Genomic DNA, 23,072 nt, shown 5'->3' with positions numbered 1-23,072 from the left:
CCTTGGCTGAGAGGGGAGGGATGCCGGGACGGCTCGGGATCAGGGGGCCGGCGTGCCGGGTCGGCAGGAGCCGGCGAATTCGACGGTCTTCGGGTTCAGATTCCACGCCGGGTCGGACCAGGCCACCGTGACGCCGACGCGGTCGACGGTCGTCGCACCGATCGGGACGCGGGTGGGATCGTCCGGGTTCGTCGGCAGCGTCGTCCCGCTCGCGTCCCGGTACACGACGTTCCCGTAGGCAGGGGTCACGCTTCCTGCGCCGTTGCTCGTGGTGCCCTCCGCGCGCAGCGTGCCACCGCCCTCGCAGCTGACGATGCTCCAGGTCGCCTGTACCTGGTACGGAGCGCTGCCCTGAGCCGGCTTCACCCGGCCGGGCTGCGACCGCGTGCCCCAGACCTCGTGCTGGAAGAAGACGAGGATGTTCGGATCGCGGTCGAACACGGAGGAACCGGCGTCCCAGTTGTCGTAGACGACCTTGTTGTTGCGCGGCGGCGGGGTGCCCGCCTCGATCCGACGCTCGAAGAACCACCGTGCGGTCGTACCCTCGACTCTCGCGTCGGGGTCGACGCGGAAGGTGTAGCCCTCCGGAGCTGCGGCGTTCTGCTGGACGTTCACACTCTGCTTGACGCCGACCGCTCCGTACGATTCGCCGCGGAAGAACGTTTCGACGCAGAACGTGTAGTCATACGTCTCGCCGTCGTTGCGGTTCGGGAACTCCTCGCGCGCCGAGTCGGATGTCGGCTGGCACCGGGACCGGCCCTCGGCGATGTCGTACTTCAGCTCGACGTCGGTGCCATTCGGCTGGGCCGAGCCCTCGGCGACGACGGTCGACTGCTGATTGCCCGTCGAGCGAGAGGTGAGGTTGAGCATGAGGTTCTGCGCGACGCCGACGCCGTGAGCGGTGCCGACGAGCTCGCTCCCGTTCGCGGCTCCGCCGAGACCGGGCGGCAGGGTGAATCGCGAGATCGGGCGGACGGTGATGCTGGTGGCCGTGTTCGACCCCACGACGAAGCGACGAACCTGCACCTCGTCCTGCGTGCGTCCGACATCGACGCGGACGGTCTCCCCCACCGGGCTGGAGATCTCGAGCGCCCCCGTCTCCGCCCCGTCGACACCGCTGATCACGAGGTCGGCGACATTGCCCTCACCGCCGGTCTTCACGGGGGTGAACGCCAGCTCGCGCGGCTGGGCGGGAGGGCGATAGGCCCAACCGGTCGTGGTCACCGCCCCCCGGGACTCCCCGACGTCGTTGACCGCGGTCACGACGTACTCCCGCTGCTCGCCGTTCGGGGCGGAGATGGGCGGGCACGATCCGTCGGACGCGCATCGACCGACGGTCTGGCCGCCGGTGCGCACCGTGAAGCCGGTGAGGCCCGGGTACGCGCGTCCCGCCTCGCCCGGATCGACGCGCAGCGTCAGCGAGCCATCGGCGAAGGCGGTCTGCCGGACGCTCGCCGGCGAACGGGGGTAGCCGAGCAGGTCGAGGGTGACCCGAGCGTCGCGGGTGGATGCCGTCGTGCGTCCCTGGGCATCGCGGAGGGTCACACCGGCGCTGCACGATGCACCCGGCGTGTCGGCGTTCCACGAGGCTGCCACGCTCGTCGGCGACGCGACGGAGAAGCTCACTCCCGTGCAGCCGGCGGTCGGTCTGACCGCCACGACCTCGAGCGGCGTGCGCGGGAGCGGGTTCACCTCACCCGGGGAGCCGATGACCTCGATGGTGCAACTCGTTCCGGCGGCCTGGGAGCACTGCGACGAGGTGGTGCCCCCCTGGGGCAGCGTGGACGGCGCGGCGCCGACGCGCATCACGAGCCGGGCAGGCGCCACCGCCTCATGGCTCGTGATCGACACGAGCGCGGCGTTCTCGGTCCCGGGCAGGGCACGGTCGTCGCCCGTCACGGTCACGATGGATCCCTCGAGCGACACCGCGAACGCCGAGCCGGAGGACTCCAGCGCGTAGCGTGCGCCCCCCGCGTCTTCGCGACCGAGCTGCCACGACGTCATGTTGCGCAGGTCGAAGGTGGCCGTCTCCCCCGGGCCCACGGTGAGCGCGCCCGGACGCAGTTCGGGCTGAGGATCGCGGGCGACGACGCCGATCGGCACCGACAGCACCGTCCAGTCCGCGCTGCCCGCGACCCGGACCGGGACACGGCAGGCGTCGGTCCACGGCGAACCGCCGCCCGCGTCGTACGTGACGACGGACCCCGCAACCGTGCATCGCCCCTCGGCGCGGACGCCCGTGGCGGTGACGTCGGCACCGACCTCGAGCGTCGCGCGGCGAGGGAGGGCGACCAGGGATGCCATGTCGAACGAGACGGATGCGAGTTCGTCGACGCGCTGCGCCGCGTTCGGTCGGAGCGAGAGGCTCAGATCGTCGTCGCCGGGCACCCGGAGGAAGGCGTACGTGGTGACATCGGCGTCGCCCACGCGGCCGGTGACGGCGAACGGAACGACTCGGCGCGTCGCCGGGAGTGCGCCGGAGATGCGCCGGCCGTCCGCCCGCACGTCGACCGGGTCACCCCACAGTGCCACCTCGAGGTCGCCGACCTCGCCACCCGACCACGTCGCCCTGCCGGCGATCACGTCGACGCCCGCGACGAAGTCGTCACGGTTCTCCACCGTCAGGACCGTGTCGGTGACGACGGGATAGTCGGGCACGTTCTCGCGCACGACCTTGACCACGATCAGGCCGCGGCCGGTGTTGCCGGAGTCCGACTCCACGTCGTACAGGAAGGACAGGGTGCCCGGCTGCTCACCCGCTCGGATGACGACGGCGGTGTCGGCGACGGCGCCGATGAAGCCGTCGAGGCGCTCGTACTCCGGGTTGTCGGAGCCGTCGACGAGCGTCTCAGGCAGATCCGGGCGCACACCGCTGAGGGTGAGACGGCCCTGCGTGGGATCGATGTCGTTCGCCAGGGGGCTGACACGGACCGTGCGGTCGGCGCCCGCCTGCACCTGCACGTAGTCGGTGAAGGTGATGGGACTCGGGTTCGCCTCGGCATCCAGCACGCCGATGCGGACGGTGCCCTCTCCGGTGGCGCCCGTCGGATCGGACACGCGATAGCGAAGAGACACCTGACCGCGGTCCCCGGGGAGCGAGGAGTAGAGGATCGACGCCCCGTCGGGCGATACGGATGCCGTCCCCCGCTCGGGCTGCGTGACGATGCGGTCGAGCGTCACGGCGTCGCCGTCGGGGTCGACGGCGAAGGCGTCGAAGTCGATCGTGGTCGTCCCGCCGCTGAGCACGCGCCCCTCGAGCGTGCCCGGAAGCGGCGCGCGATTCGCGGCGTCGCCGAGGACGGTGATGCGCACCGTCGCCTCGTCCCACAGCGACGGCGTCCCGGTCGTCGAGACGCGGTACGCCACCTCGTAGGCGCCCGGCGTCGTCGGAGCCAGGTAGCGGAGCAGACCGCCCGACGCGAAAGCGAGACCGTCGACGGCGGGGGTGGCCCGGACGCTCGAGGGATCGAGCGTGGGACGCCCGCCGGCGGGCGAGATGTCGTTGTCGAGCACGGGGATGTCGATCTGCGCACCCGCACGGACGGTCACGGTGTCATCGACGGCGATGGGCGCGATCTCGGGAGCCGGCGGCAGCAGGTAGACCGTCGCCTCGCCCGTGATGCGCGAGCCCTCGTCGTCGGTGCCGTCGCTGACGGTGTACCCCACCGTGCCGAGGAGACCAGCCGCGCCGTCGGCCGTGCTCCCTGAGACGCGGAGGTCGTTCTGGCCCACGGTGTCGACGGTGAGCGACGCGCCCTCTTCGGCGTCGGCATCGACCTCGCTCAGAAGCAGCACCCGGCCCGTGGGGTTCGAGACGGCACGGAAGACGTCGAGGGTCGCGTCTTCTTGCGGGCGGACGAAGGCCACCACCGGAGCGGTCGACAACTGCGCCGGGGCATCGGCGGGGAGCAGAGTGACACGCGCCGTCCCGTTGGCGTCGCGACCTCCCCCGTTGACGGTGAAATCGACGCGGTAGACGCCCGGTTGGGCCGCCGTGAGTTCGAAGGCGGTGCTGCCGCCGATGACCGTGGCGGTCGCCGCCGCGCCATCGAGGACGCGGACGGAGGCGAGCGAGATGTCGCCCGCGGTGCCGGTGACGTGGGGGCCGACGTCGATCGAGATCGACGAATCCACGGTGTCGACGACGGCGAAGGACTGAACCGAGAGCGCCGGGTCGGGCGCCACGCGGACGACGAGGGGTTTCGTGGTCGTCGCCCCGCGGGTGTCGGCGACGGTGACATCGAGTTCGACGTTCTGCTCGCCGCCGGAACCGTCGTCGGCGTGCTGGTAGACGATGTCGCCGCCGGGGGTCGCAGCGACGGTGCCGATGCCGCCCGGGTTCTCGACCGAGAGCAGCAGGAGCGGGTCGCCGTCGGGATCCACCCACCCGGAGAGGGCCGGAACGGTGACGGTGCCCCCGCGGGCGACCTCGGGGGTGGGCCAGGGCTGCAGGCATGCCGTGACGCCGCACCACACCGGCGCCGCGTTCGCGTCGGCCGGCGACGCGGCGAGCGTCACCGTGGTGGGAGTGGACGTCAACCCGTCTGCCGCGGTGCCGTCGGTCACCGCATAGGTGAAGGTCGCACTGCCCGCGGCGGTCGGCGACACCCGCACGACGAGCCGCTGTGCGGAGTCGGTCAATGAAAGGGTTCCGAAGCCGGGATCCAGGCCCGTAACGCTCTCTCCGACGATGCTGAGCACGTCCTCGTTGGGGTCGTGGTCGTTCAGCAGGACCGGAAGCGTGACGAGCCGCCCCGGACGCACGCCGAACGAATCCGGTTCGGCGATCGGCGGCTTCGGATCGAGTACGACGCTGAGCTGCTCCTCGCTCTGAACCGCGGTCTGCTCGGTCCGGTCGTCCAGCGACCAGTTCTGGCTCGACGCGACGAGCGAGCCGTCGGGCACCGTCCACACCCAGCCCGTGCGCGTCTCGTTCAGGATGACCGCGTGCGCGGTGGCGACGAAGACCGGTCGGCGCTGGTCGGGCATCGACGCCCCGCCGTAGTCGAGACCGGTCTCGCCCTGGTCCGATCTCCACAGCGTGCCGCGCGCCTCACCCGGGAGCAGCCATGCCGCGTAGGCGACCCCCTGGTGCCAGACCGGCCGTGCCGGCTGCCCCAGCACGTTGCCGCCGCCGCCCATCTCGCGACGGGGAGCGGAGCCGTCGGTGGGAATCGTCCAGAGCGATCGGTCGTCGGCCACGTAGACGGCACGGGCCGCGGGGTCTGCATCGCCCACGACGACCTGCTCGCCGGTATCGATGTCGACGGGTTCGCCGCCGCGGATCCAGGCGCGACCGGCGTCGGTGTCGACGAGGACCCAGGTGTCGCCGGCTGCCGAGATGACGGGCGACGTGATGTCGGCGTCGAGGTCGTCGCGCCCCCTGACCTCGTCGGATTCGATGTCGTAGCGCAGCACCGACGAGTCGGCCGAGGAGTAGGCGAACAGCATCCCCCGCTCATCGAGGGCGACGGCATCGGCCGAGTAGGCGGTCGCGTCGTCGTCACCCTCGGCGTCGAAAGGGTCGAGCTCGACGGCCGCCTGGCCGGCGCGGCTCAGTCGCCCGGCGAAGAGCGTCCCGGCATCGGTGCGGTAGACCACGTAGTCGCCCGCCGTGACGACGGAGGTGGTTCCCGGCGGCGTGTCGGGGGCGGCATGCAGCTGTTCCTCCTGCAGATCGACCGGGAGCGCCTCGTCGATGCGCGTGAGCTTGCTGTAGCTGTCGGTGAAGAGGTACGCGCCGTCGCCGGACTGGGCAACTTGGCTCGGGTTCCCGGCCGCGCGGACGGTGTCGAGCTCGCCGACGGCGGTGTTCACGCGCGCGTAACGCTGACCCTCTCCCGTCTGCAGCGCCCAGACGGAGGTGTCGACCTCGGGTGTCTGCTGCGCGTCGAGACCGGGCCAGACGACGCTCGCCGTCACCACCAGCGCGGCCGACACCACGGCGGCGGTCAGGCCGGCGACGGTACTGCGCTTCATCGGAGCACACCCGCGGCGTGGAGGGCAGCCACGACGACGGCGGCGGCCGCCACCGCCGTGGCTGCCGCGAGCACCCAGGGCAGCGGGTGGAACGTCTTCGACGCGGGTGCGGCGATGTCGGTGTCTTCGTCGCGGGCGTAGCCGGCGACCCCCGACGAGGCGCGGTGTTTGCGCGAGCCTTCGCGCTCGATGTGCGAGCGTGCCGGTCCCCGCAGAATTCCGTCGGCGAAGTCGACCGCGCGCGCGGCGGGGGCCCATTCCGCGGCGGGGACCTCGAGGGGCGTCGCGGGCAGGCCCATCTCGGCCTGCACCGTCTGCAACGCCTCGCCGAACGCGCGGGCGCTGTCGTATCGATCGGAGGGGTTGCGCGACATGGACCGCGCGAGCACGCCTTGCAGGGCTGCCGGGACGTCGGCACGGGCGACGTCGGTGTAGGACCCCCGCGCGATGCGTCGGCGCAGCTGCTCTCGCGAGTTCTGCCCCTTCTCGCGGCGTTCGAACGGGCTGTGCCCGGCCAGCAACGAGTACACGGTCGCCCCGAGGCTCCACACTTCGCTCGCCACGGTTCCCGCGGTCTGCTCGGCGACGACCTCGGGCGCGCTCCACGGCACCGACATGGCCAGCATCTCGTCGGCCCCCTGCCGCACCAGCGACGAGGAGATGCCGAAGTCGGCGAGCACGGGGGCGCCGAAGGTGGTGACGAGGATGTTGCTGGGCTTGACGTCGCGATGGATGAGGCCCGCGTGATGCGCTGATTCGAGCGCCCCCGCCATGCGCACGCCGATGGACAGCACCTCCGCCAGCGGCATCCGTTCCACCCGGAAACGCTGGGCGAGCGAGCCCGGACAGTACTCCATGACGATGTAGGGCCGACCGTCGGCCGAGATCCCCGCCTGGTACACGGTGACGATCGACGGGTGGGCCGACAGGTGAGCGAGCACGTCTGCCTCGGCGTTGAACATGCGCAGCAGGTCGGCGTCTCGCACGTCGCTGGGGAGGACCTTCACGGCGACGTCGCGGCGGGGCATGTCCTGCCCGTAGAGGAAGACGTCGGCGAAGCCACCCGAACCGAGGGGACGGATGTACGCGAGCCCGGGCAGGATGGGCGGCGACGACGGGAGCCGCTGCGGCATCGAGCTCCCTCCGGACGATGCGTCCGCGACACCACTGGCGAACGACCCGACGATGCTAACAAAACAGCATGATCGCGCCCGCCGTCTGTACACAGGCGGTTCACGGTGCGGGGGGCTCGGACTCCCGGGGATCGAAGGGCGCGTCCAGCGAACGGGTGAGATCGTCGAGGAGAGCCGCGATCTGCGGTTCGACGTACTCCGCGACCGCAGTCTGGATGCGCAGGCGGTGGTGGAGCAGGATCGAGCACACCTCGCGACCGATCATGTTCGCGTAATCGTCGGCCAGCCCGACCTCTTGACGCAGCGCGGCCTTGGCGGCATCCGAAAGCGGGGGAAGGGCCGGGAGTTCGGCATCCTCCTCGGCGGCCAGCCCGGTCAGGGTGAACAGGAACGGCGATCCGGGCTCGGGATCGGGATCGAGCGGCACCCCCTCGAACTCGGGCTCGAGGCCCTCTGAGGGGCGGTACGAACGACGCCGGTTGCGCTCGGACTGCTGGTCGAGTTCGGCCTGCAGCATGGGGAGGTTGCGGGCGGTGTAGTCGGCGACGGCGTGGTCGACGATGCCCTTCACGCGGGTGGAGAGCCCGTGCTGCACGCCGTGCGGCACGTCCGATCCCAATCCGGCGGCCGAGAGCACCGGTGAACCGAAGCACCGGCGGCACGGGGCGACGCGTCCGCGATGGTTCGCCGGCTCCCACCGGGGCAGCCAACGCAGCCAGGCGTCCACCGCCTGACCGACCTGGCTCTCGAGCGACCGCTCCACGCTCCTACGCTAGCCCGACACGCCCGGGAATTCGCGGACGCCACGGCCCCGCGCGTCAGGAGCATCCCGGGCACCCGGATGCCGTGCCTCAGGCCGCGTCGTCGTCGTCCTCCCACGTCCACCGCGGTCCGCTCGTACGCGCGCGCACCAGGAGGACCCCGAAGAGCGCCGCCAGGAGGCCCACCGCCGCGATGACCGGACCGGCGAAGCCGACGGCCACGCTGCCGGCCGCAGCGACACCGCGTGCCGGATCGGCACCGCTGACGAGAGCACCGACCACGACCCCGACGATCTCGCCGACGTACGCCGCGATCGCGCAGGGAACGGCGGTGAGGAAGCTCGGCGGAACGGCCCGCAGGCCCCACAGGAGGACGCCCGCGAAGGAGCCGAGGGCGACCACCTGTCCGATCACGCCCGGCACCGCGCCGAGACCTCGCACCGGGATGACGTCGGCGTCGAGGACGAGACTCACCACCCCGAGCGCAGCGATCGAGAGCGCGATGAAGACGACGGAGGCGAAAACGACCGCGACCGNGGTCGCGGCTCATTCGTCATGGCATCCGTCTCAGCGCTGCGACAGCTGCGGTCCGGCTTCGAGGGTGCGCTCGTACTCGCGCTGCGCCTCGGCGTTGAGCTCGGTGACGCGTCGACCGCGGGCGGCCACCCACGCTCCGAACCAGATGGTCAGCTCACGGCCGAGCACGAAAGCGACGATCGCCAGCGGAGCGAGCACGTTGTTCAGCAGCAGGTCGACCGATTCGCTCCCGGTGATCATCCAGAACGGTGCGGCGATGAGCACACCGAGCAGGTGCCCGACCCAGGCGACGACCCCGACGACCAAACCCCACACCACCCAGTGACCCCAGCGACCGCGGTTGATCAGCGCACCGAGGAACCAGAAGCCGAAGAAGAACGCGACGGTCGGCACCCACAGGCCCCAGGTGGTGAGCGCCGACAGAGCCGCGGAGCCGATCTCTGCGATCTGCAGGCCGTCGGTGAGCAGCTGCAGGCCGAGAGTGGCGGCGAGGTACAGCACCGCGAAGGCGAGGGCCGCGAGCAGGCCGATGGCGCCGGCGGCGCCGCGGTTGCCGCGCGGCCGAGGCGCCTCGGGCGCCTGCACGAAGATGGGCTGCGGGGTGCCGAACGCACGGGTGGGCTCATCGGACACGGAAGTCGATGCGGCGGTGCCGGCACCGGCGACCGCGGCACCCGTTCCGGCTGCGGCGGCCGTCGCGGCCACCGGCGAGACCGTGGTGCGTGCGTCCTCGTCGTCACGGGTGGGCGACGCGGTCTGATGCTCCGGCTCGGCCGAAGCGGCGTAGGCGGCCCAGCGCGCGTCTTCGTCGTCGAGATCGACCGACGAGGACGCGGGAGTGGCGGCCGGGGTCGTCTGCGGTTCGACGGGCGAGGCGTCGTGAACGACCGGAGCGGTGTGGTCACGGCGATCGGAGACCGCGGCGGCTTCCTCGCGCTCGTGCTGTTCGCGCTCGTGCCAGGCGGCGTCGGCCGTCTGCGGGTCGACGGCGTCGCGACGGGCGGCCTCGGCGTCGGCGAGACCCTCGTGGGCCCGTCCGACGACGTCGTGCGCGTCCTCCTGGGGTTCGATGACGGGGTCGCCGTACGAATCCGTCCGTGCAGCGACGCGGTCGCTGCCCGACGTGTTGTCGCTCATGGGGGTCTCCTCACGCGGTGATTGCGGCGTCAGGCTATCCCGCCGGGGGCGACGCGCCGCGCAGGCGTGCCGGGGGAATGCGTCTCGACCGTGTCGGAACCTCGGCTTAGGGTGTTCCCATGCCCCGTCGCCCGCTCCGTCCGGCCGTCCCCGCGGCGCTCGCGGGTGCCGCCCTGCTCGCGTTGACCGCCTGCGCCCCCGCTGCCGAGGAGGCGGCTCCCGCTCCCTCGGTCTCCGTTTCGTCCTCCCCCACCCCGTCGAACATCCCGACGTTCTCGCGGGCACCCACCGAGGTGCGGCTCCCGGCCGACTGCAAGGCCATGCTCTCGGCCGACGTCCTCGCCCAGCTCGGCACCATCCCGCTGAACGACCCATCGCTCGGCCCCTCGGGGGTGCAGCCGGACGGCTCGATCACGTGCATCTGGCGCGACCCCGCTGCCGACACGACGGGGCTTATCACCACGATCTCCCGCATGAACCGCGGGCCCGCACTCGACATGCTCAACGATCTGGTCGCCACGCAGGGTTTCAGCTGCTATACCCCCGACGCCGGCACCCGCTGCGAGAAGACGTGGATCAACGCCGCCTATCCGGTGAACGACGGGCGCACCCTCTACTGGCGCGACGACGTGCTGATCGACACGCAGTACTCGAACCTGGCACCCACCGGGTACACCGCGAGCATCATCGCCTCGATCTTCGGGTGATGTGGCGCGGCGTCACCCGCCGAAGAAGGCGTGGGACGCCACGGTCTCGGCGTAGCCGACCGGCTCCCATCCGCTGAGGGTCGACGACACCCACCGGTCGCCCCGCAGGTCGTGCACCTCGTTCACGTCCCCCGAGGTGCGCTCGCAGTGCGTCACGTCGGTCCGGGTCGCATCGGCCGCCGTCGCGCACGAGAACCCTTGGGCGGCCAGCGTCGCGGCCGCGGCCGCAGCACCCTCCACCGAGACGGTCGACACCGTCGTCTCGAGGAAGCGACCGTCGACACCCCTCCAGTGGCACGTGACGACCGTCGTTGGCCCTGCTGCGGCGACCGCTTCGACGGTCGACAGCGCCGGCGTGCGTCGCTGCGACAGCAGCGCCTCGGGCGACCACACCAGCGACGACCACATCGGCTGCGAGTACAGGTGCCGACAGTCGGTGGCGGGCGCGACGGGTTCGGCCGCCTCCGCGCTGGGCGTTCCGGTGGCGGCGCGAAGAGTGTCGCCGATGAACGCGACGGTTCCCGGCACCCCGGGAGCCGCGAGCACGCCCAGCCCCACGACCGCCCCCGCGCAGAAGAGCCCGGCCGGCCATGCCAGCCACAGACTGCGTCCACCGATACGGGCCATGCGTTCCTCCTCGTCAACGGTAGGCGCACTCCCCCGCCGCACCCGGTTCCCGACACGCCGCACGCACGGACGGCGCCGATCGCCGGACACGACGAAGGCCCCCGGCGTGAGCCGGGGGCCTTCGGGATCAGGATGCCTCGCCGGGGCGTGGCATCCCTTCGATCAGTTGTACGTGCCGGGCGTGAAGTCGTCCGTGGAGAAGCTGTCGAAATCGACATAGCTCAGGTCGGCGTCGCTGTACGCGCCGTCCGAGGCGAAGATGCGGTTGGGGTACCGCTCGCTCTTCGCTTCCTCCGTCGCCTCGACCGTGACGTTGCGGTACTTCGCAAGACCGGTTCCGGCGGGGATGAGCTTTCCGATGATGACGTTCTCCTTGAGGCCGACGAGCGGGTCGCTCTTGCCCTCCATGGCCGCCTGCGTGAGGACGCGGGTGGTCTCCTGGAACGACGCGGCCGAGAGCCACGACTCCGTCGCGAGCGACGCCTTCGTGATACCCATCAGCTCCGGACGACCCGACGCGGGACGCTTGCCCTCGCCGACCGCCTCGCGGTTGATCGCCTGGTAGCGCTTGAAGTCCACCAGCTCACCGGGCAGCAGGTCGGTGTCGGCGTGATCGACGACGGTGACCTTGCGGAGCATCTGTCGGACGATGACCTCGATGTGCTTGTCGTGGATCGGCACACCCTGCGAGCGGTACACGCCCTGGACGCCGTTGACGAGGTACTTCTGCACCTCGCGGGCACCCTGCACGCGCATGACCTCCTTGGGGTCGAGCGTTCCGACGAGGATCGGCTGGCCGACCACGACGTGCTGACCGTCCTCGACCAGGAGCGTCGCACGCTTCAGGACGGGGTAGACCACCGGCTCGTCGCCGTTGTCGGGCGTGAGGATGACCTTCTTGGCCTTGTCGGTCTCGTCGATCGTGATGCGGCCATCGGCCTCGGCGATCGGCGACGCACCCTTGGGGGTACGCGCTTCGAACAGCTCCTGCACGCGGGGCAGACCCTGCGTGATGTCGTCTGCGGAAGCGGAACCACCGGTGTGGAAGGTACGCATCGTCAGCTGGGTACCGGGCTCACCGATCGACTGGGCCGCGATGATGCCGACGGCCTCGCCGATGTCGACGATCTTGCCGGTGGCCAGCGAACGGCCGTAGCACTTCGCGCAGACACCGACGGCCGAGTCGCAGGTCAGCACGGAGCGGACCTTGATCGACTCCACGCCACCCTCGACCAGCTTGTTGATGAGCACGTCGCCCACGTCGTCGCCGGCCTCGGCCAGCACGGTGCCCTGCGCGTCGACGACCGCCGTGGCGAGCGTGCGAGCGAACACCGAGTTCTCGACGTTGGCGTCCTTGACCAGGGCACCGGTCGAGTCGGCCGCGGCGATCGGGAGCTCCAGGCCCTTCGACGTTCCGCAGTCCTCCTCGCGGATGATGACATCCTGCGAGACGTCCACGAGACGACGGGTGAGGTACCCCGAGTCGGCCGTACGGAGGGCCGTGTCGGCCAGACCCTTACGGGCACCGTGCGTCGCGATGAAGTACTCGGCGACCGACAGACCCTCACGGTACGACGAGATGATCGGGCGAGGGATGATCTCACCCTTCGGGTTGTTCACCAGGCCTCGCATACCCGCGATGTTGCGGATCTGCAGCCAGTTACCACGGGCGCCCGACGAGACCATGCGGTTGATGGTGTTGTCGGCGGGGAAGTTGTCCCGCATCGCCTTCTGGACCTCGTCGGTGGCCTCGGTCCAGATCTTGATGAGCTCCTGACGACGCTCGGCGTCGGTGGTGAGACCCTTCTCGTACTGTCCCTGGACCTTCGCGGCCTGCTTCTCGTAGCCCGCGACGATCTCGGCCTTGTTCGGCGGCGTGAGGATGTCGCTCAGCGCCACCGTGACACCCGAACGGGTGGCCCAGTAGAAACCGGCGTCCTTGATGCGGTCGAGGGATGCCGCGACCTCCACCTTCGGGTACTCCTCGGCCAGCTTGTTGACGATCTGCGACAGCTTGCCCTTGTCGGCCTGCTCGCGGACGAACGGGTAGCCCTTGGGGAGCGTGTCGTTGAAGATCGCCTGACCGAGCGACGCGTCGACGAGACCGTGCTTGTCGTACCCCTCGGGCGCCTGGCCCTCGAGGAACGTGAGACCGGGGATGCGGATGCGCGCCTTGGCCTGCAGGTCGAGGGTGCCCTCGTCCTTGGCCAGGATCGCCTCGCCCACCGAACCGAACGCACGGCCTTCGCCCTTCGCACCCTCCTTGAGGGTGGTCAGGTGGTGCAGACCGATGATCATGTCCTGCGAGGGCAGGGTCACCGGACGGCCGTCCGACGGCTTCAGGATGTTGTTCGAGGCGAGCATCAGCACGCGGGCCTCGGCCTGAGCCTCGACCGACAGCGGAAGGTGCACGGCCATCTGGTCACCGTCGAAGTCGGCGTTGAACGCCGCGCACACGAGCGGGTGCAGCTGGATCGCCTTGCCCTCGACGAGCTGGGGCTCGAACGCCTGGATGCCGAGACGGTGCAGGGTGGGTGCACGGTTCAGCAGCACGGGGCGCTCGCGGATGATCTCTTCCAGCACGTCCCAGACCTCGGGACGGTAGCGCTCGACGGCGCGCTTGGCGGCCTTGATGTTCTGCGAGTGACCGAGGTCGATCAGGCGCTTGATCACGAACGGCTTGAACAGCTCGAGGGCCATCTGCTTGGGCAGACCGCACTGGTGGAGCTTGAGCTGGGGTCCGACGATGATGACGGAACGGCCCGAGTAGTCCACGCGCTTTCCGAGCAGGTTCTGGCGGAAGCGACCCTGCTTTCCCTTGAGCATGTCGCTCAGGGACTTCAGGGCGCGGTTGCCGGTACCGGTGACGGGGCGACCACGGCGGCCGTTGTCGAACAGCGCGTCGACGGCCTCCTGCAGCATGCGCTTCTCGTTGTTGACGATGATCTCGGGGGCACCGAGGTCGATCAGGCGACGGAGGCGGTTGTTGCGGTTGATCACGCGACGGTAGAGGTCGTTCAGGTCGCTGGTGGCGAAACGGCCACCGTCGAGCTGGACCATCGGACGAAGCTCCGGCGGGATGACCGGGACGACGTCGAGCACCATCGAGGCCGGCGACATGCCGGTCTGCAGGAACGAGTTGACGACCTTCAGGCGCTTGATCGCGCGGATCTTGCGCTGACCCTTGCCCTCGGAGATCTGCAGGTGCAGGTTCTCGCTCTCGGCGGCCAGGTCGAACGCCTCGAGGCGACGCTTGATCGACTCCGCGCCCATGTGGGCCTCGAAGTACTGACCGAAGCGGTCCTGCAGCTCGTGGAAGACGTCGTCCTCGGGCTTCAGGGCGCCCACCTCGAGCGTGCGGAAGTCCTCCCACACGCGCTCGAGCTTGGCGATCTGCTCGTCGGCGTTCTTGCGAGCCGACGTCATGTCCTTCTCGGCGGCGTCCTTGACCTTCTTCTTCTGGTCGGCCTTGGCACCCTCCGCCTCGAGGGCGGCGAGTTCCTCCTCGAGCTTGGCCAGGCGGGCGGCGATGCGGGCATCGCGGCGGTCGCCGAGCGTCTTCAGCTCGAGACGGATGTTGTTCTCCTGCGTGGCCAGGTCGCGGTGACGAGCATCCTCGTCGACCGAGATGACCATGTAGGCGGCGAAGTAGATGACCTTCTCGAGGTCCTTCGGCGCCATGTCCAGCAGGTAGCCCAGGCGCGAAGGCACGCCCTTGAAGTACCAGATGTGCGTGACGGGCGCGGCGAGCTCGATGTGGCCCATGCGCTCGCGGCGGACCGAGGACTTGGTGACCTCGACGCCGCAGCGCTCGCAGACGATGCCCTTGAAGCGCACGCGCTTGTACTTGCCGCAGGCGCACTCCCAGTCGCGGGAGGGTCCGAAGATCTGCTCGCCGAAGAGGCCGTCCTTCTCGGGCTTCAGCGTGCGGTAGTTGATCGTCTCGGGCTTCTTGACCTCACCGAAGGACCAACGACGGATGTCGTCGGCGGTGGCCAGACCGATACGGATCTGATCGAAAGTGGTTGATTCGAGCACTGGTTCTCCTGTGTCGGAATTCTCTGAAATCTGAGCTGGGTCGCTGAGCTGGAAGCTCAGATCTCGTCGATCGACGAGGACTCGAAGCGGCTGGAGATGTTGATGCCGAGCTCCTCCGCAGCGCGGAAGGCGTCGTCATCCGTGTCGCGCAGGTTGACAGCCGTGCCGTCGGCCGAGAGGACCTCGACGTTCAGGCAGAGCGACTGCATCTCCTTCATGAGCACCTTGAAGGACTCGGGGATGCCGGGCTCCTGGATGTTCTCGCCCTTGACGATCGCCTCGTACACCTTGACGCGGCCGAGGATGTCGTCGGACTTGATCGTGAGGAGTTCCTGCAGCGCGTACGCGGCACCGTAGGCCTCGAGCGCCCACACCTCCATCTCACCGAAGCGCTGGCCACCGAACTGGGCCTTACCGCCGAGCGGCTGCTGGGTGATCATCGAGTAGGGGCCCGTCGAACGCGCGTGGATCTTGTCGTCGACCAGGTGGTGCAGCTTCAGGATGTACATGTAGCCGACCGAGATGGGCGCCGGGAACGGCTCGCCGGAGCGACCGTCGAACAGCAGCGTCTTGCCGGAGGAGTCGACCATGCGGTCGCCGTCGCGGTTCGGGATCGTCGAGTCGAGCAGACCCGCGATCTCGGCCTCGAACGCGCCGTCGAACACCGGGGTGGCGACCTTCGTGCCGGGGGCGGCCTCGCGAGCCGACTCGGGCAGCTGGGCGGCCCAGTCCGGGTTGCCCTCGACCTTCCAGCCCTGCTGAGCGATCCAGCCGAGGTGGAGCTCCAGGACCTGACCGAAGTTCATTCGACCGGGGATGCCGAGCGGGTTGAGGATGATGTCGACCGGCGTACCGTCGGGCAGGAAGGGCATGTCCTCGATCGGGAGGATCTTGGCGATGACACCCTTGTTGCCGTGGCGGCCGGCGAGCTTGTCGCCCTCGGTGATCTTGCGCTTCTGGGCGATGTAGACCACGACACGGCGGTTGACGCCCGAGCCGAGCTCGTCGTCGCCGTCCTCCGCGTTGAACTCCTTGACCGCGATGATCGTGCCCTGCTCGCCGTGGGGCACCTTCAGCGAGGTGTCACGGACTTCGCGGCTCTTCTCGTTGAAGATCGCGCGGAGCAGGCGCTCCTCGGCGCTGAGCTCGGTCTCGCCCTTGGGCGTGACCTTGCCGACGAGGATGTCGCCGGGACGCACCTCGGCACCGATGCGGATGATGCCGCGGTCGTCGAGGTCCTTCAGCAGGTCGGGGCTGACGTTGGGGAGGTCACGGGTGATCTCCTCCTTGCCGAGCTTGGTGTCGCGCGCGTCGACCTCGTACTCCTCGATGTGGATCGACGACAGCGTGTCGTCCTTCACGAGGTCCTGGCTGAGGATGATCGCGTCCTCGAAGTTGTGACCCTCCCAGGTCATGAACGCCACGAGGAGGTTCTTGCCGAGAGCGAGCTCGCCGTTCTCGGTCGCGGGACCGTCGGCGATGACCTCGCCGGCCTCGATGCGCTCACCGGCGGAGACGACCACACGCTGGTTGTAGGACGTGCCCTGGTTGGAGCGGTCGAACTTGCGCAGGAAGTAGTCCTGCGTTCCGCCCTCGTCGAGCTGGATGGTCACGACGTCGGCCGAGACCTCCAGGACGACACCCGACTTCTCGGCGGTGACGACGTCACCAGCGTCGATCGCGGCGAAGCCCTCCATACCGGTACCGACCACGGGCGACTCGCTGCGCACGAGCGGCACGGCCTGGCGCTGCATGTTCGCACCCATGAGGGCGCGGTTGGCGTCGTCGTGCTCGAGGAACGGGATGAGCGAGGTCGCCACCGACACCATCTGGCGCGGGGAGACGTCCATGTAGCCGATCTCGTCGACGGGGAACAGGTCGACCTCGCCACCCTGGCCGCGGCGGGCCAGAATGCGGTCGTCCACGAAGTGACCGTCGGCCTGGAGGGCCACACCGGCCTGCGCGACGATGTGGTCGCTCTCTTCGCTGGCGGTGAGGTAATCGATCTGGTCGGTCACCCGGCCGTCGACGACACGACGGTACGGCGTCTCGATGAAACCGAACGCGTTGATGCGCGCGAACGAGGCGAGCGAACCGATCAGGCCGATGTTCGGGCCTTCCGGGGTCTCGATGGGGCACATGCGGCCGTAGTGCGAGGGGTGCACGTCACGGACCTCGACGCCGGCACGCTCACGCGAGAGACCACCCGGGCCCAGCGCCGACAGGCGGCGCTTGTGGGTCAGGCCCGCGAGGGGGTTGTTCTGGTCCATGAACTGCGACAGCTGGCTCGTTCCGAAGAACTCCTTGATCGCGGCGACGACGGGGCGCACGTTGATCAGGGTCTGCGGCGTGATCGCCTCGATGTCCTGCGTGGTCATGCGCTCGCGGACGACGCGCTCCATGCGCGACAGACCGGTGCGGACCTGGTTCTGGATGAGCTCGCCGACGGCGCGGATACGACGGTTGCCGAAGTTGTCGATGTCGTCGGTGTCGAGACGGATCTCGGCGTTGCTGCCCCCGCGGACACCGTCGAACGTGACGTCGCCGCGGTGCAGGCGCACCAGGTACTTGATCGTGGCGACGATGTCGTCGGTGGTGAGCACCGAGTCGCTCAGCGGCTTGTCGAGGCCGAGCTTCTGGTTGATCTTGTAGCGACCGACCTTGGCCAGGTCGTAGCGCTTGGAGTTGAAGTAGAAGTTGTCCAGAAGCGCGCGCGCGGCCTCGGCGGCGACCTGCTCGCCCGGACGGAGCTTGCGGTAGATGTCGCGGAGCGCGTCTTCCTTCGTCAGGATCGTGTCCTTCGACAGCGTCTCTTCGATGGAGTCGAAGCCGGCGAACTCGGCGAGGATGTCTTCGCTGGTGAGGCCGAGGGCCTTGAGGAACACGGTGACCGACTGCTTGCGCTTGCGGTCGATGCGCACGCCGACCTGGTCGCGCTTGTCGATCTCGAACTCGAGCCACGCACCGCGCGAGGGGATGACGCGCGCCGACACGATGTCCTTGTCGGAGGTCTTGTCGGGCGTCTTGTCGAAGTAGACGCCGGGCGAGCGGACGAGCTGGGACACCACGACACGCTCGGTGCCGTTGATGATGAACGTGCCCTTGTCGGTCTGGAGCGGGAAGTCGCCCATGAAGACCGTCTGCGTCTTGATCTCACCGGTCTGGTGGTTCATGAACTCGGCCTCGACGTACAGCGGGGCGGCGTAGGTCTTGCCGCGCTCCTTGCACTCTTCGATCGAGTACTTCTCGGGCTCGAGGTAGGGGTTCGTGAACGAGAGCTGCATCGTCTCGCTGAGGTCCTCGATCGGAGAGATCTCCTCGAAGATCTCTTCCAGACCGCTGATCTCGGGGACGTCGGTGCGACCCTGTTCCTGGGCCTCGGCGACGCGCGCCTTCCAGGCTTCGTTACCGACCAGCCAGTCGAACGACTCGGTCTGCAGCGCGAGCAGATCGGGAACGGTCAGCTTGTCGGAGATCTTCGCGAACGAGAGGCGGGATGCTCCGCGTCCGCTCTTGGGGGTGGTGGTGGTGGATGCGTTGCTCGCAGCAGCCAAGGGAATAACCTCCAGAAGCCCGGGCGAGGGGCTCGTGATTCCTTGTCGTCAGGTGGAGTGCGTTCCTGCCCCGAAAACCGGCACGTCGCACGCCGCAGTGAAGCGGGGACGGGCAGGCTCAGCCGACCACCATATGAGGGCAGGGGGAATCGAGGAGCGCAAAGTCCAAGCATACGCGGGAGGACTCGCCGTGTCCAGTCCAATTCTTGACGCGTCTGCGGACCTGCGGTATAACCGCGTGCGCCCGTCGGGCATTCCGTGCGTCGAGGCGGTTCAGGCGCTCCGGAACCGCACGCGATCGCCGGGCCGCGCCTGGGCGAGCGCGTCGAGGGCGGCATCCGTCACCACGGCGATCACGGGATATCCGCCGGTCACGGGGCCGTCCGCCAGCAACACCACGGGACGCCCGTGCGGGGGCACCTGGATCGCCCCGGGGCGCATCCCCTCGCTCGGCAGCTCGTCGCTGCGGGTGCGTCGCAGAGCGGGACCGTCGAAGCGGATGCCGACACGGTCGGCGTGCGACGACACCGTCCAGGTCGCGCTTCGCAGCGTCGACGGCGCGTCGGCGGCGAACCAGTCGGCACGGGGACCCACGGCCACGCGGACCTCGAGGTCCGACGGCGGAATCGACCACGGGAACGCGTCGACCACGGGGACCGCGGATGCCGGGACTTCGACGTGGAGGGCATCCCCGACGACCAGGGGGGCGGGTCCGAGACCCGCCAGCACGTCACGCGAGCGGGACCCCAGCGCCGCCGGTACGACGATCCCGCCGCGGACGGCCAGGTAGACGCGCAGACCCGCGCGCGCAGGTCCGATGCGCAGCCCGGCTCCGGCCGGAATGAGCTGGGGGGCGTAGGCGCAGGCGGGCCGACCGTCGATGTCGACGTCGGCGAGGGCGCCGGTCACGCAGACCCAGGTGTCGACCTCCGCACGGGCGACGAAGCCGCCCATCGCGATCTCGAGCCCGGCGGCATCCTCCTCGTTGCCGACCAGGCGGTTCGCGACGCGCAGGGCCGCCCGGTCGAGCGCCCCCGACCGCGCGACCCCGAGCGCCGCGCGAGCGGGGCGGCCGAGGTCCTGCACGGTGGTGAAGGCGCCGGGTGAGACGACGCGGAGGACGGGGCGGGGTGGATCCGTGGAAGCCGCGACGGCGGGGCGCGCGGCCGCCGACACGCCGTTCACGGGGCTGGGGCCCGTCACCGGAGCGGAGGAAATTCCGGGACGGGAGGAGGCCCCCTCGGCCCGCGGCCCTGCGCCGCCGGAATGTCCTCCGCTCGCCGGGAAGAGGGCGCCGGGCCCCGGCGACGCGGGGCCGAGTCCCTCGACGGGCTCAGCACCGTCGACCGACTCGGCTGCTGCCGCGACGCGGGCACGCTCGGGGACGAAACGCACCCGGGCGCGCGGGGGCAGCAGCACCGGCGCCGCGGCATCCGGATCGAACAGCACCGCATCGGTCGTGCCGATCAGCCGCCACCCGCCGGGCGTCTCGCGGGGATACGCGCCGCTGAAGCCGCCCGCGAGTCCCACCGCCCCCGCCGGAACACGCGTCCGCGGCTCGGCCAGGCGCGGCACGTCGAAGGGCCACGCCGCGCTGACCAGATAGGCGAACCCCGGCGCGAAACCCGTGAAGGCGACCGTCCACTCCACCCCCGCGTGGCGCGACACGAACTCGGCGACCGGGATGCCCAGCAGAGCGGCGGTCGAGGCGAGGTCGGCACCGTCGTAACGCACCGGCACCTCGACGAGGGGGCCGGAGGCGACGGCATCCGGAGTCCGTCGGGCGGCGTCGAGGATCCACGCACGCACGGCCGCGCGGGACACGTGGGCCGGGTCGAAGGCGACGAGCACCGTCCGGGCGGCGGGGACGAGGTCGTCGACGCCGACGGGGGCGTCTGCGGCGAGCGCGGCGTGCAGCGACAGGACGGCGGCGAGATCGGCGACCCCGGCGAGCACGGCCCGCTCCCCCATCGGGAGCAGTCGCACGCGGGGTTCCGCAAACTCGGGCGGCGTCGTCACCACGGCGGGCGCACCTCGACGCCGGCGGTGTCGAGCGCCGCGCGCACGGCCCGGGCCATCGCGACCGCGGACGCACTGTCTCCGTGGAGGCACAGGGATGCCGCGTCCACCGCGATGCGCGTGCCGTCGACGGCCTCGACATCCCGGTCGCGGACGAAGCGCAGCGCGCGCGCGGCGACCACGACGGGGTCGTCGACGAGGGCGCCGGGTTCGCCGCGCGGTACAAGCGCGCACTGCGGCGTGTAACCGCGATCGAGGAACGCCTCATGCACGAACGGCAGCCCCGCGGATGCCGCCTCCTCGGCGATCGCGCCGGGAAGACCGAGAACGGGGAGGGCGCGTCCGAGGCGTGACGAGAGGTCGGCCACGGCGGCGACCACGGCGCGGGCGTGACCGGTGTCGTCGATCACCGCGTGATAGAGCGCACCGTGCGGTTTGACGTATCGGATGTCGGCCCCAGCGGCGGCGAGCGCGTCCAGCTGCGAGGCCACGCTCGCACGCAGCTGTGCGGGAGCGGGATCGCGGCGGACGCGTCCGAAATGCTCACGGTCGTCGTACGAGGGGTGGGCTCCCACGGCGACGCCGAAACGTTCGGCGCGGTCGACCGCCTCGCGCATCGAGACCGCATCGCCGGCGTGGCCCCCGCAGGCGACGTTGGCGCTGGAGATGACGGCGAACATGGCCTCGTCGTCGGCGGTCGGCATCCCGTCGACGGTCTCACCGAGGTCGGCGTTGAGGTCCACGCGCATGCTGCCCACGGTAGCGCTCGGCGGACGTGCGCTCCGGGTGCGGTGGCGGGAGCGCACGGGGCAGGGCGGCCGAGCGCGTTACGGCCACGTGACGATGTGCACGAGGGGCTGGGCAGGAACGCCGCGGCGGGTGAGGATGGAGGGATGACCTCCGATGTCGCCGGTCCCCCCGCTCCGGCATCCCCCCGTCCCCTCCTCTCGGTCCGCGACCTCGCGGTCGACTTCGCCACCATGGACGGGCCCGTGCGCGCCGTCGACGGGGTGAATCTCGACATTCACGCGGGCGAGACCATCGCCATCGTCGGCGAGTCCGGCTCCGGCAAATCGACCACCGCAATGGCGATCATCGGCCTGTTGGCATCCGGTGGACGCGTCGCGCGCGGGCAGATCCTGCTCGACGGCGAAGACCTGACCACCTTCGGCGAGGCCCGCATGCGGCAGGTGCGCGGACGCCAGATCGGCCTGGTGCCCCAGGACCCGATGTCGAACCTGAACCCGGTGGCCAAGATCGGCACGCAGGTCGCCGAGACGCTGCTCGCACACGGACTCGCCGATCGCTCGAGCGTGAAGGGCAAGGTCGTCGAGGCGCTCGAGGCCGCTGGACTCCCGGATGCCGAGAAGCGCGCGATGCAGTACCCCCACGAGTTCTCCGGCGGAATGCGTCAGCGTGCGCTCATCGCGATCGGACTGGCGTGCCGGCCGCGGCTGCTCATCGCCGACGAGCCGACCAGCGCCCTCGACGTCACCGTGCAGCAGACGATCCTCGACCAGATCGACAAGCAGACCGACGAGCTGGGCGCCGCCGTGCTGCTCATCACGCACGACCTCGGCCTCGCCGCCGAACGCGCCTCGAAGGTGGTCGTGATGCACCGGGGACGCGTGGTCGAGCAGGGCCCGGCGAAACAGATCCTCGAGGACCCGCAGCACAGCTACACCAAGTCGCTCGTCGCGGCGGCGCCGTCGGTGGCGGCCGTGAGACTGCGTCCAGAGGACTTCCGCAGCGAGCGCGCCGAGACGACGGTCCGCGACGACATCGTCCAGATCGAGGGCCTGACCAAGGTCTACCCGGTGCGCGGGCGCGGCGACGACTTCCGCGCCGTCGACGACGTCTCGCTGTCGATCCCGCGGGGCCGGACGGTGGCGATCGTGGGCGAGTCCGGTTCGGGCAAGACGACGACGGCGCGCATGCTGCTGAAGGTCGTCGAGCCCACCAGCGGCACGATCCGCTTCGACGGTCAGGACGTCTCGGCCCTGTCGGGCGAGGCGCTGCGACAGTTCCGGCAGAAGGTCCAGCCGATCTTCCAGGACCCGTACTCGAGCCTGAACCCCATGTTCACCGTCGAACGCATCGTCGAAGAACCGCTGTCGTTCTACAAGCGCGGATCCAAGGCCGAGCGCTCGAAGCGCGTGCGTCAGTTGATGGATGACGTGGCCCTTCCGGTATCCATGCTCCGCCGCTACCCGTCCGAGCTGTCGGGCGGGCAACGGCAGCGCGTCGCGATCGCCCGAGCCCTGGCGCTCTCGCCCGAGCTCATCGTGTGCGACGAGCCGGTGTCGGCGCTCGACGTGCTGGTGCAGGCGCAGATCCTCGACCTGCTGGGCGACCTCCAGCGCGAGTACGGGCTGAGCTACCTCTTCATCTCGCACGACCTCGCGGTGGTGCGCCTGATCAGCGACTACGTGTGCGTCATGAAGGACGGACGCCTCGTCGAGGCGGCATCCAGCGAAGAGGTCTTCACCAACCCTCGCGACCCGTATACGCGGCGTCTCCTGGCGTCGATCCCGGGCAACGAGTTGGGTCTGGCCGGCTGAGTCGCGGTCCTGTCGCGCG

The 23,072-nt window shown here is 70.1% G+C and carries 12 protein-coding genes; 2 read left to right on the top strand and 10 right to left on the bottom strand.

Going from position 1 to position 23,072, the window contains the following annotated elements; all coding sequences use genetic code 11:
• Nucleotides 1-39 precede the first annotated feature (39 nt).
• The 5 genes from ACTJJP_RS13485 to ACTJJP_RS13465 all read right to left on the bottom strand — a co-directional run bounded on the left by ACTJJP_RS13485 (nucleotide 40) and on the right by ACTJJP_RS13465 (nucleotide 9,547).
• Entirely contained in the window at nucleotides 40-5,979 is a 5,940-nt protein-coding gene (locus ACTJJP_RS13485; RefSeq protein ID WP_440775511.1) for an Ig-like domain-containing protein, read from the bottom strand.
• On the bottom strand, nucleotides 5,976-7,112 hold the full coding sequence (locus tag ACTJJP_RS13480; RefSeq protein ID WP_440775510.1) for a serine/threonine-protein kinase: 1,137 nt from the start codon (nucleotides 7,110-7,112) through the stop codon (nucleotides 5,976-5,978). The genes ACTJJP_RS13485 and ACTJJP_RS13480 overlap by 4 nt, the downstream gene beginning before the upstream one ends.
• 100 nt (nucleotides 7,113-7,212) lie before the next feature.
• Nucleotides 7,213-7,875, bottom strand: coding sequence for a spermidine/putrescine ABC transporter substrate-binding protein (locus ACTJJP_RS13475; protein ID WP_440775509.1), 663 nt, complete (start codon nucleotides 7,873-7,875; stop codon nucleotides 7,213-7,215).
• 88 nt (nucleotides 7,876-7,963) lie between these two features.
• Entirely contained in the window at nucleotides 7,964-8,347 is a 384-nt protein-coding gene (locus ACTJJP_RS13470; RefSeq protein WP_440775508.1) for a hypothetical protein, read from the bottom strand.
• A 93-nt stretch (nucleotides 8,348-8,440) separates the two neighbouring features.
• Complete coding sequence (locus ACTJJP_RS13465; protein WP_440775507.1) at nucleotides 8,441-9,547, bottom strand: ABC transporter; 1,107 nt, start codon at nucleotides 9,545-9,547, stop codon at nucleotides 8,441-8,443.
• A 119-nt stretch (nucleotides 9,548-9,666) separates the two neighbouring features.
• Here ACTJJP_RS13465 and ACTJJP_RS13460 point away from each other — a divergent pair, with 119 nt between their 5' ends.
• Nucleotides 9,667-10,254, top strand: a complete 588-nt coding sequence (locus ACTJJP_RS13460; RefSeq protein WP_440775506.1) for a hypothetical protein — start codon at nucleotides 9,667-9,669, stop codon at nucleotides 10,252-10,254.
• A gap of 12 nt (nucleotides 10,255-10,266) precedes the next feature.
• Here ACTJJP_RS13460 and ACTJJP_RS13455 read toward each other — a convergent pair whose 3' ends face one another.
• The 5 genes from ACTJJP_RS13455 to ACTJJP_RS13435 form a co-directional block, all read right to left on the bottom strand.
• A complete protein-coding gene (locus tag ACTJJP_RS13455; protein WP_440775505.1) occupies nucleotides 10,267-10,881 on the bottom strand; it encodes a hypothetical protein in 615 nt (204 codons plus the stop codon).
• Between the two features lie 162 nt (nucleotides 10,882-11,043).
• On the bottom strand, nucleotides 11,044-14,919 hold the full coding sequence (gene rpoC, locus ACTJJP_RS13450; RefSeq protein ID WP_440775504.1) for a DNA-directed RNA polymerase subunit beta': 3,876 nt from the start codon (nucleotides 14,917-14,919) through the stop codon (nucleotides 11,044-11,046).
• 56 nt (nucleotides 14,920-14,975) lie between these two features.
• The gene (rpoB, locus tag ACTJJP_RS13445; RefSeq protein ID WP_440775503.1) at nucleotides 14,976-18,473 is read right to left on the bottom strand and encodes a DNA-directed RNA polymerase subunit beta; all 3,498 of its coding nucleotides are present in this window, start codon (nucleotides 18,471-18,473) and stop codon (nucleotides 14,976-14,978) included.
• Between the two features lie 273 nt (nucleotides 18,474-18,746).
• Nucleotides 18,747-20,444: a 5-oxoprolinase/urea amidolyase family protein gene (locus tag ACTJJP_RS13440; protein WP_440775580.1), complete on the bottom strand. Its 1,698-nt coding sequence runs from the start codon at nucleotides 20,442-20,444 to the stop codon at nucleotides 18,747-18,749.
• Between the two features lie 44 nt (nucleotides 20,445-20,488).
• Nucleotides 20,489-21,241, bottom strand: a complete 753-nt coding sequence (locus ACTJJP_RS13435) for a 5-oxoprolinase subunit PxpA (protein ID WP_440775502.1) — start codon at nucleotides 21,239-21,241, stop codon at nucleotides 20,489-20,491.
• A 144-nt stretch (nucleotides 21,242-21,385) separates the two neighbouring features.
• Between ACTJJP_RS13435 and ACTJJP_RS13430 the strand changes: the two genes are divergently transcribed.
• A complete protein-coding gene (locus ACTJJP_RS13430; RefSeq protein WP_440775501.1) occupies nucleotides 21,386-23,053 on the top strand; it encodes an ABC transporter ATP-binding protein in 1,668 nt (555 codons plus the stop codon).
• Nucleotides 23,054-23,072 lie beyond the last annotated feature (19 nt).

Source organism: Microbacterium sp. 22296 (assembly GCF_052045385.1).
Lineage (GTDB): Bacteria > Actinomycetota > Actinomycetes > Actinomycetales > Microbacteriaceae > Microbacterium.
This window is presented reverse-complemented; position numbering and strand designations above follow the sequence as displayed.

What these genes read in the sequence shown, in the direction of transcription:
- ACTJJP_RS13435 (WP_440775502.1), bottom strand. Translation starts at nt 21,241, where the DNA reads ATGCGCGTGGACCTCAACGCCGACCTCGGTGAGACCGTCGACGGGATG.
- ACTJJP_RS13440 (WP_440775580.1), bottom strand. Translation starts at nt 20,444, where the DNA reads ATGGGGGAGCGGGCCGTGCTCGCCGGGGTCGCCGATCTCGCCGCCGTC.
- ACTJJP_RS13430 (WP_440775501.1), top strand. Translation starts at nt 21,386, where the DNA reads ATGACCTCCGATGTCGCCGGTCCCCCCGCTCCGGCATCCCCCCGTCCC.
- ACTJJP_RS13485 (WP_440775511.1), bottom strand. Translation starts at nt 5,979, where the DNA reads ATGAAGCGCAGTACCGTCGCCGGCCTGACCGCCGCCGTGGTGTCGGCC.
- ACTJJP_RS13455 (WP_440775505.1), bottom strand. Translation starts at nt 10,881, where the DNA reads ATGGCCCGTATCGGTGGACGCAGTCTGTGGCTGGCATGGCCGGCCGGG.
- ACTJJP_RS13480 (WP_440775510.1), bottom strand. Translation starts at nt 7,112, where the DNA reads ATGCCGCAGCGGCTCCCGTCGTCGCCGCCCATCCTGCCCGGGCTCGCG.
- ACTJJP_RS13460 (WP_440775506.1), top strand. Translation starts at nt 9,667, where the DNA reads ATGCCCCGTCGCCCGCTCCGTCCGGCCGTCCCCGCGGCGCTCGCGGGT.
- ACTJJP_RS13465 (WP_440775507.1), bottom strand. Translation starts at nt 9,547, where the DNA reads ATGAGCGACAACACGTCGGGCAGCGACCGCGTCGCTGCACGGACGGAT.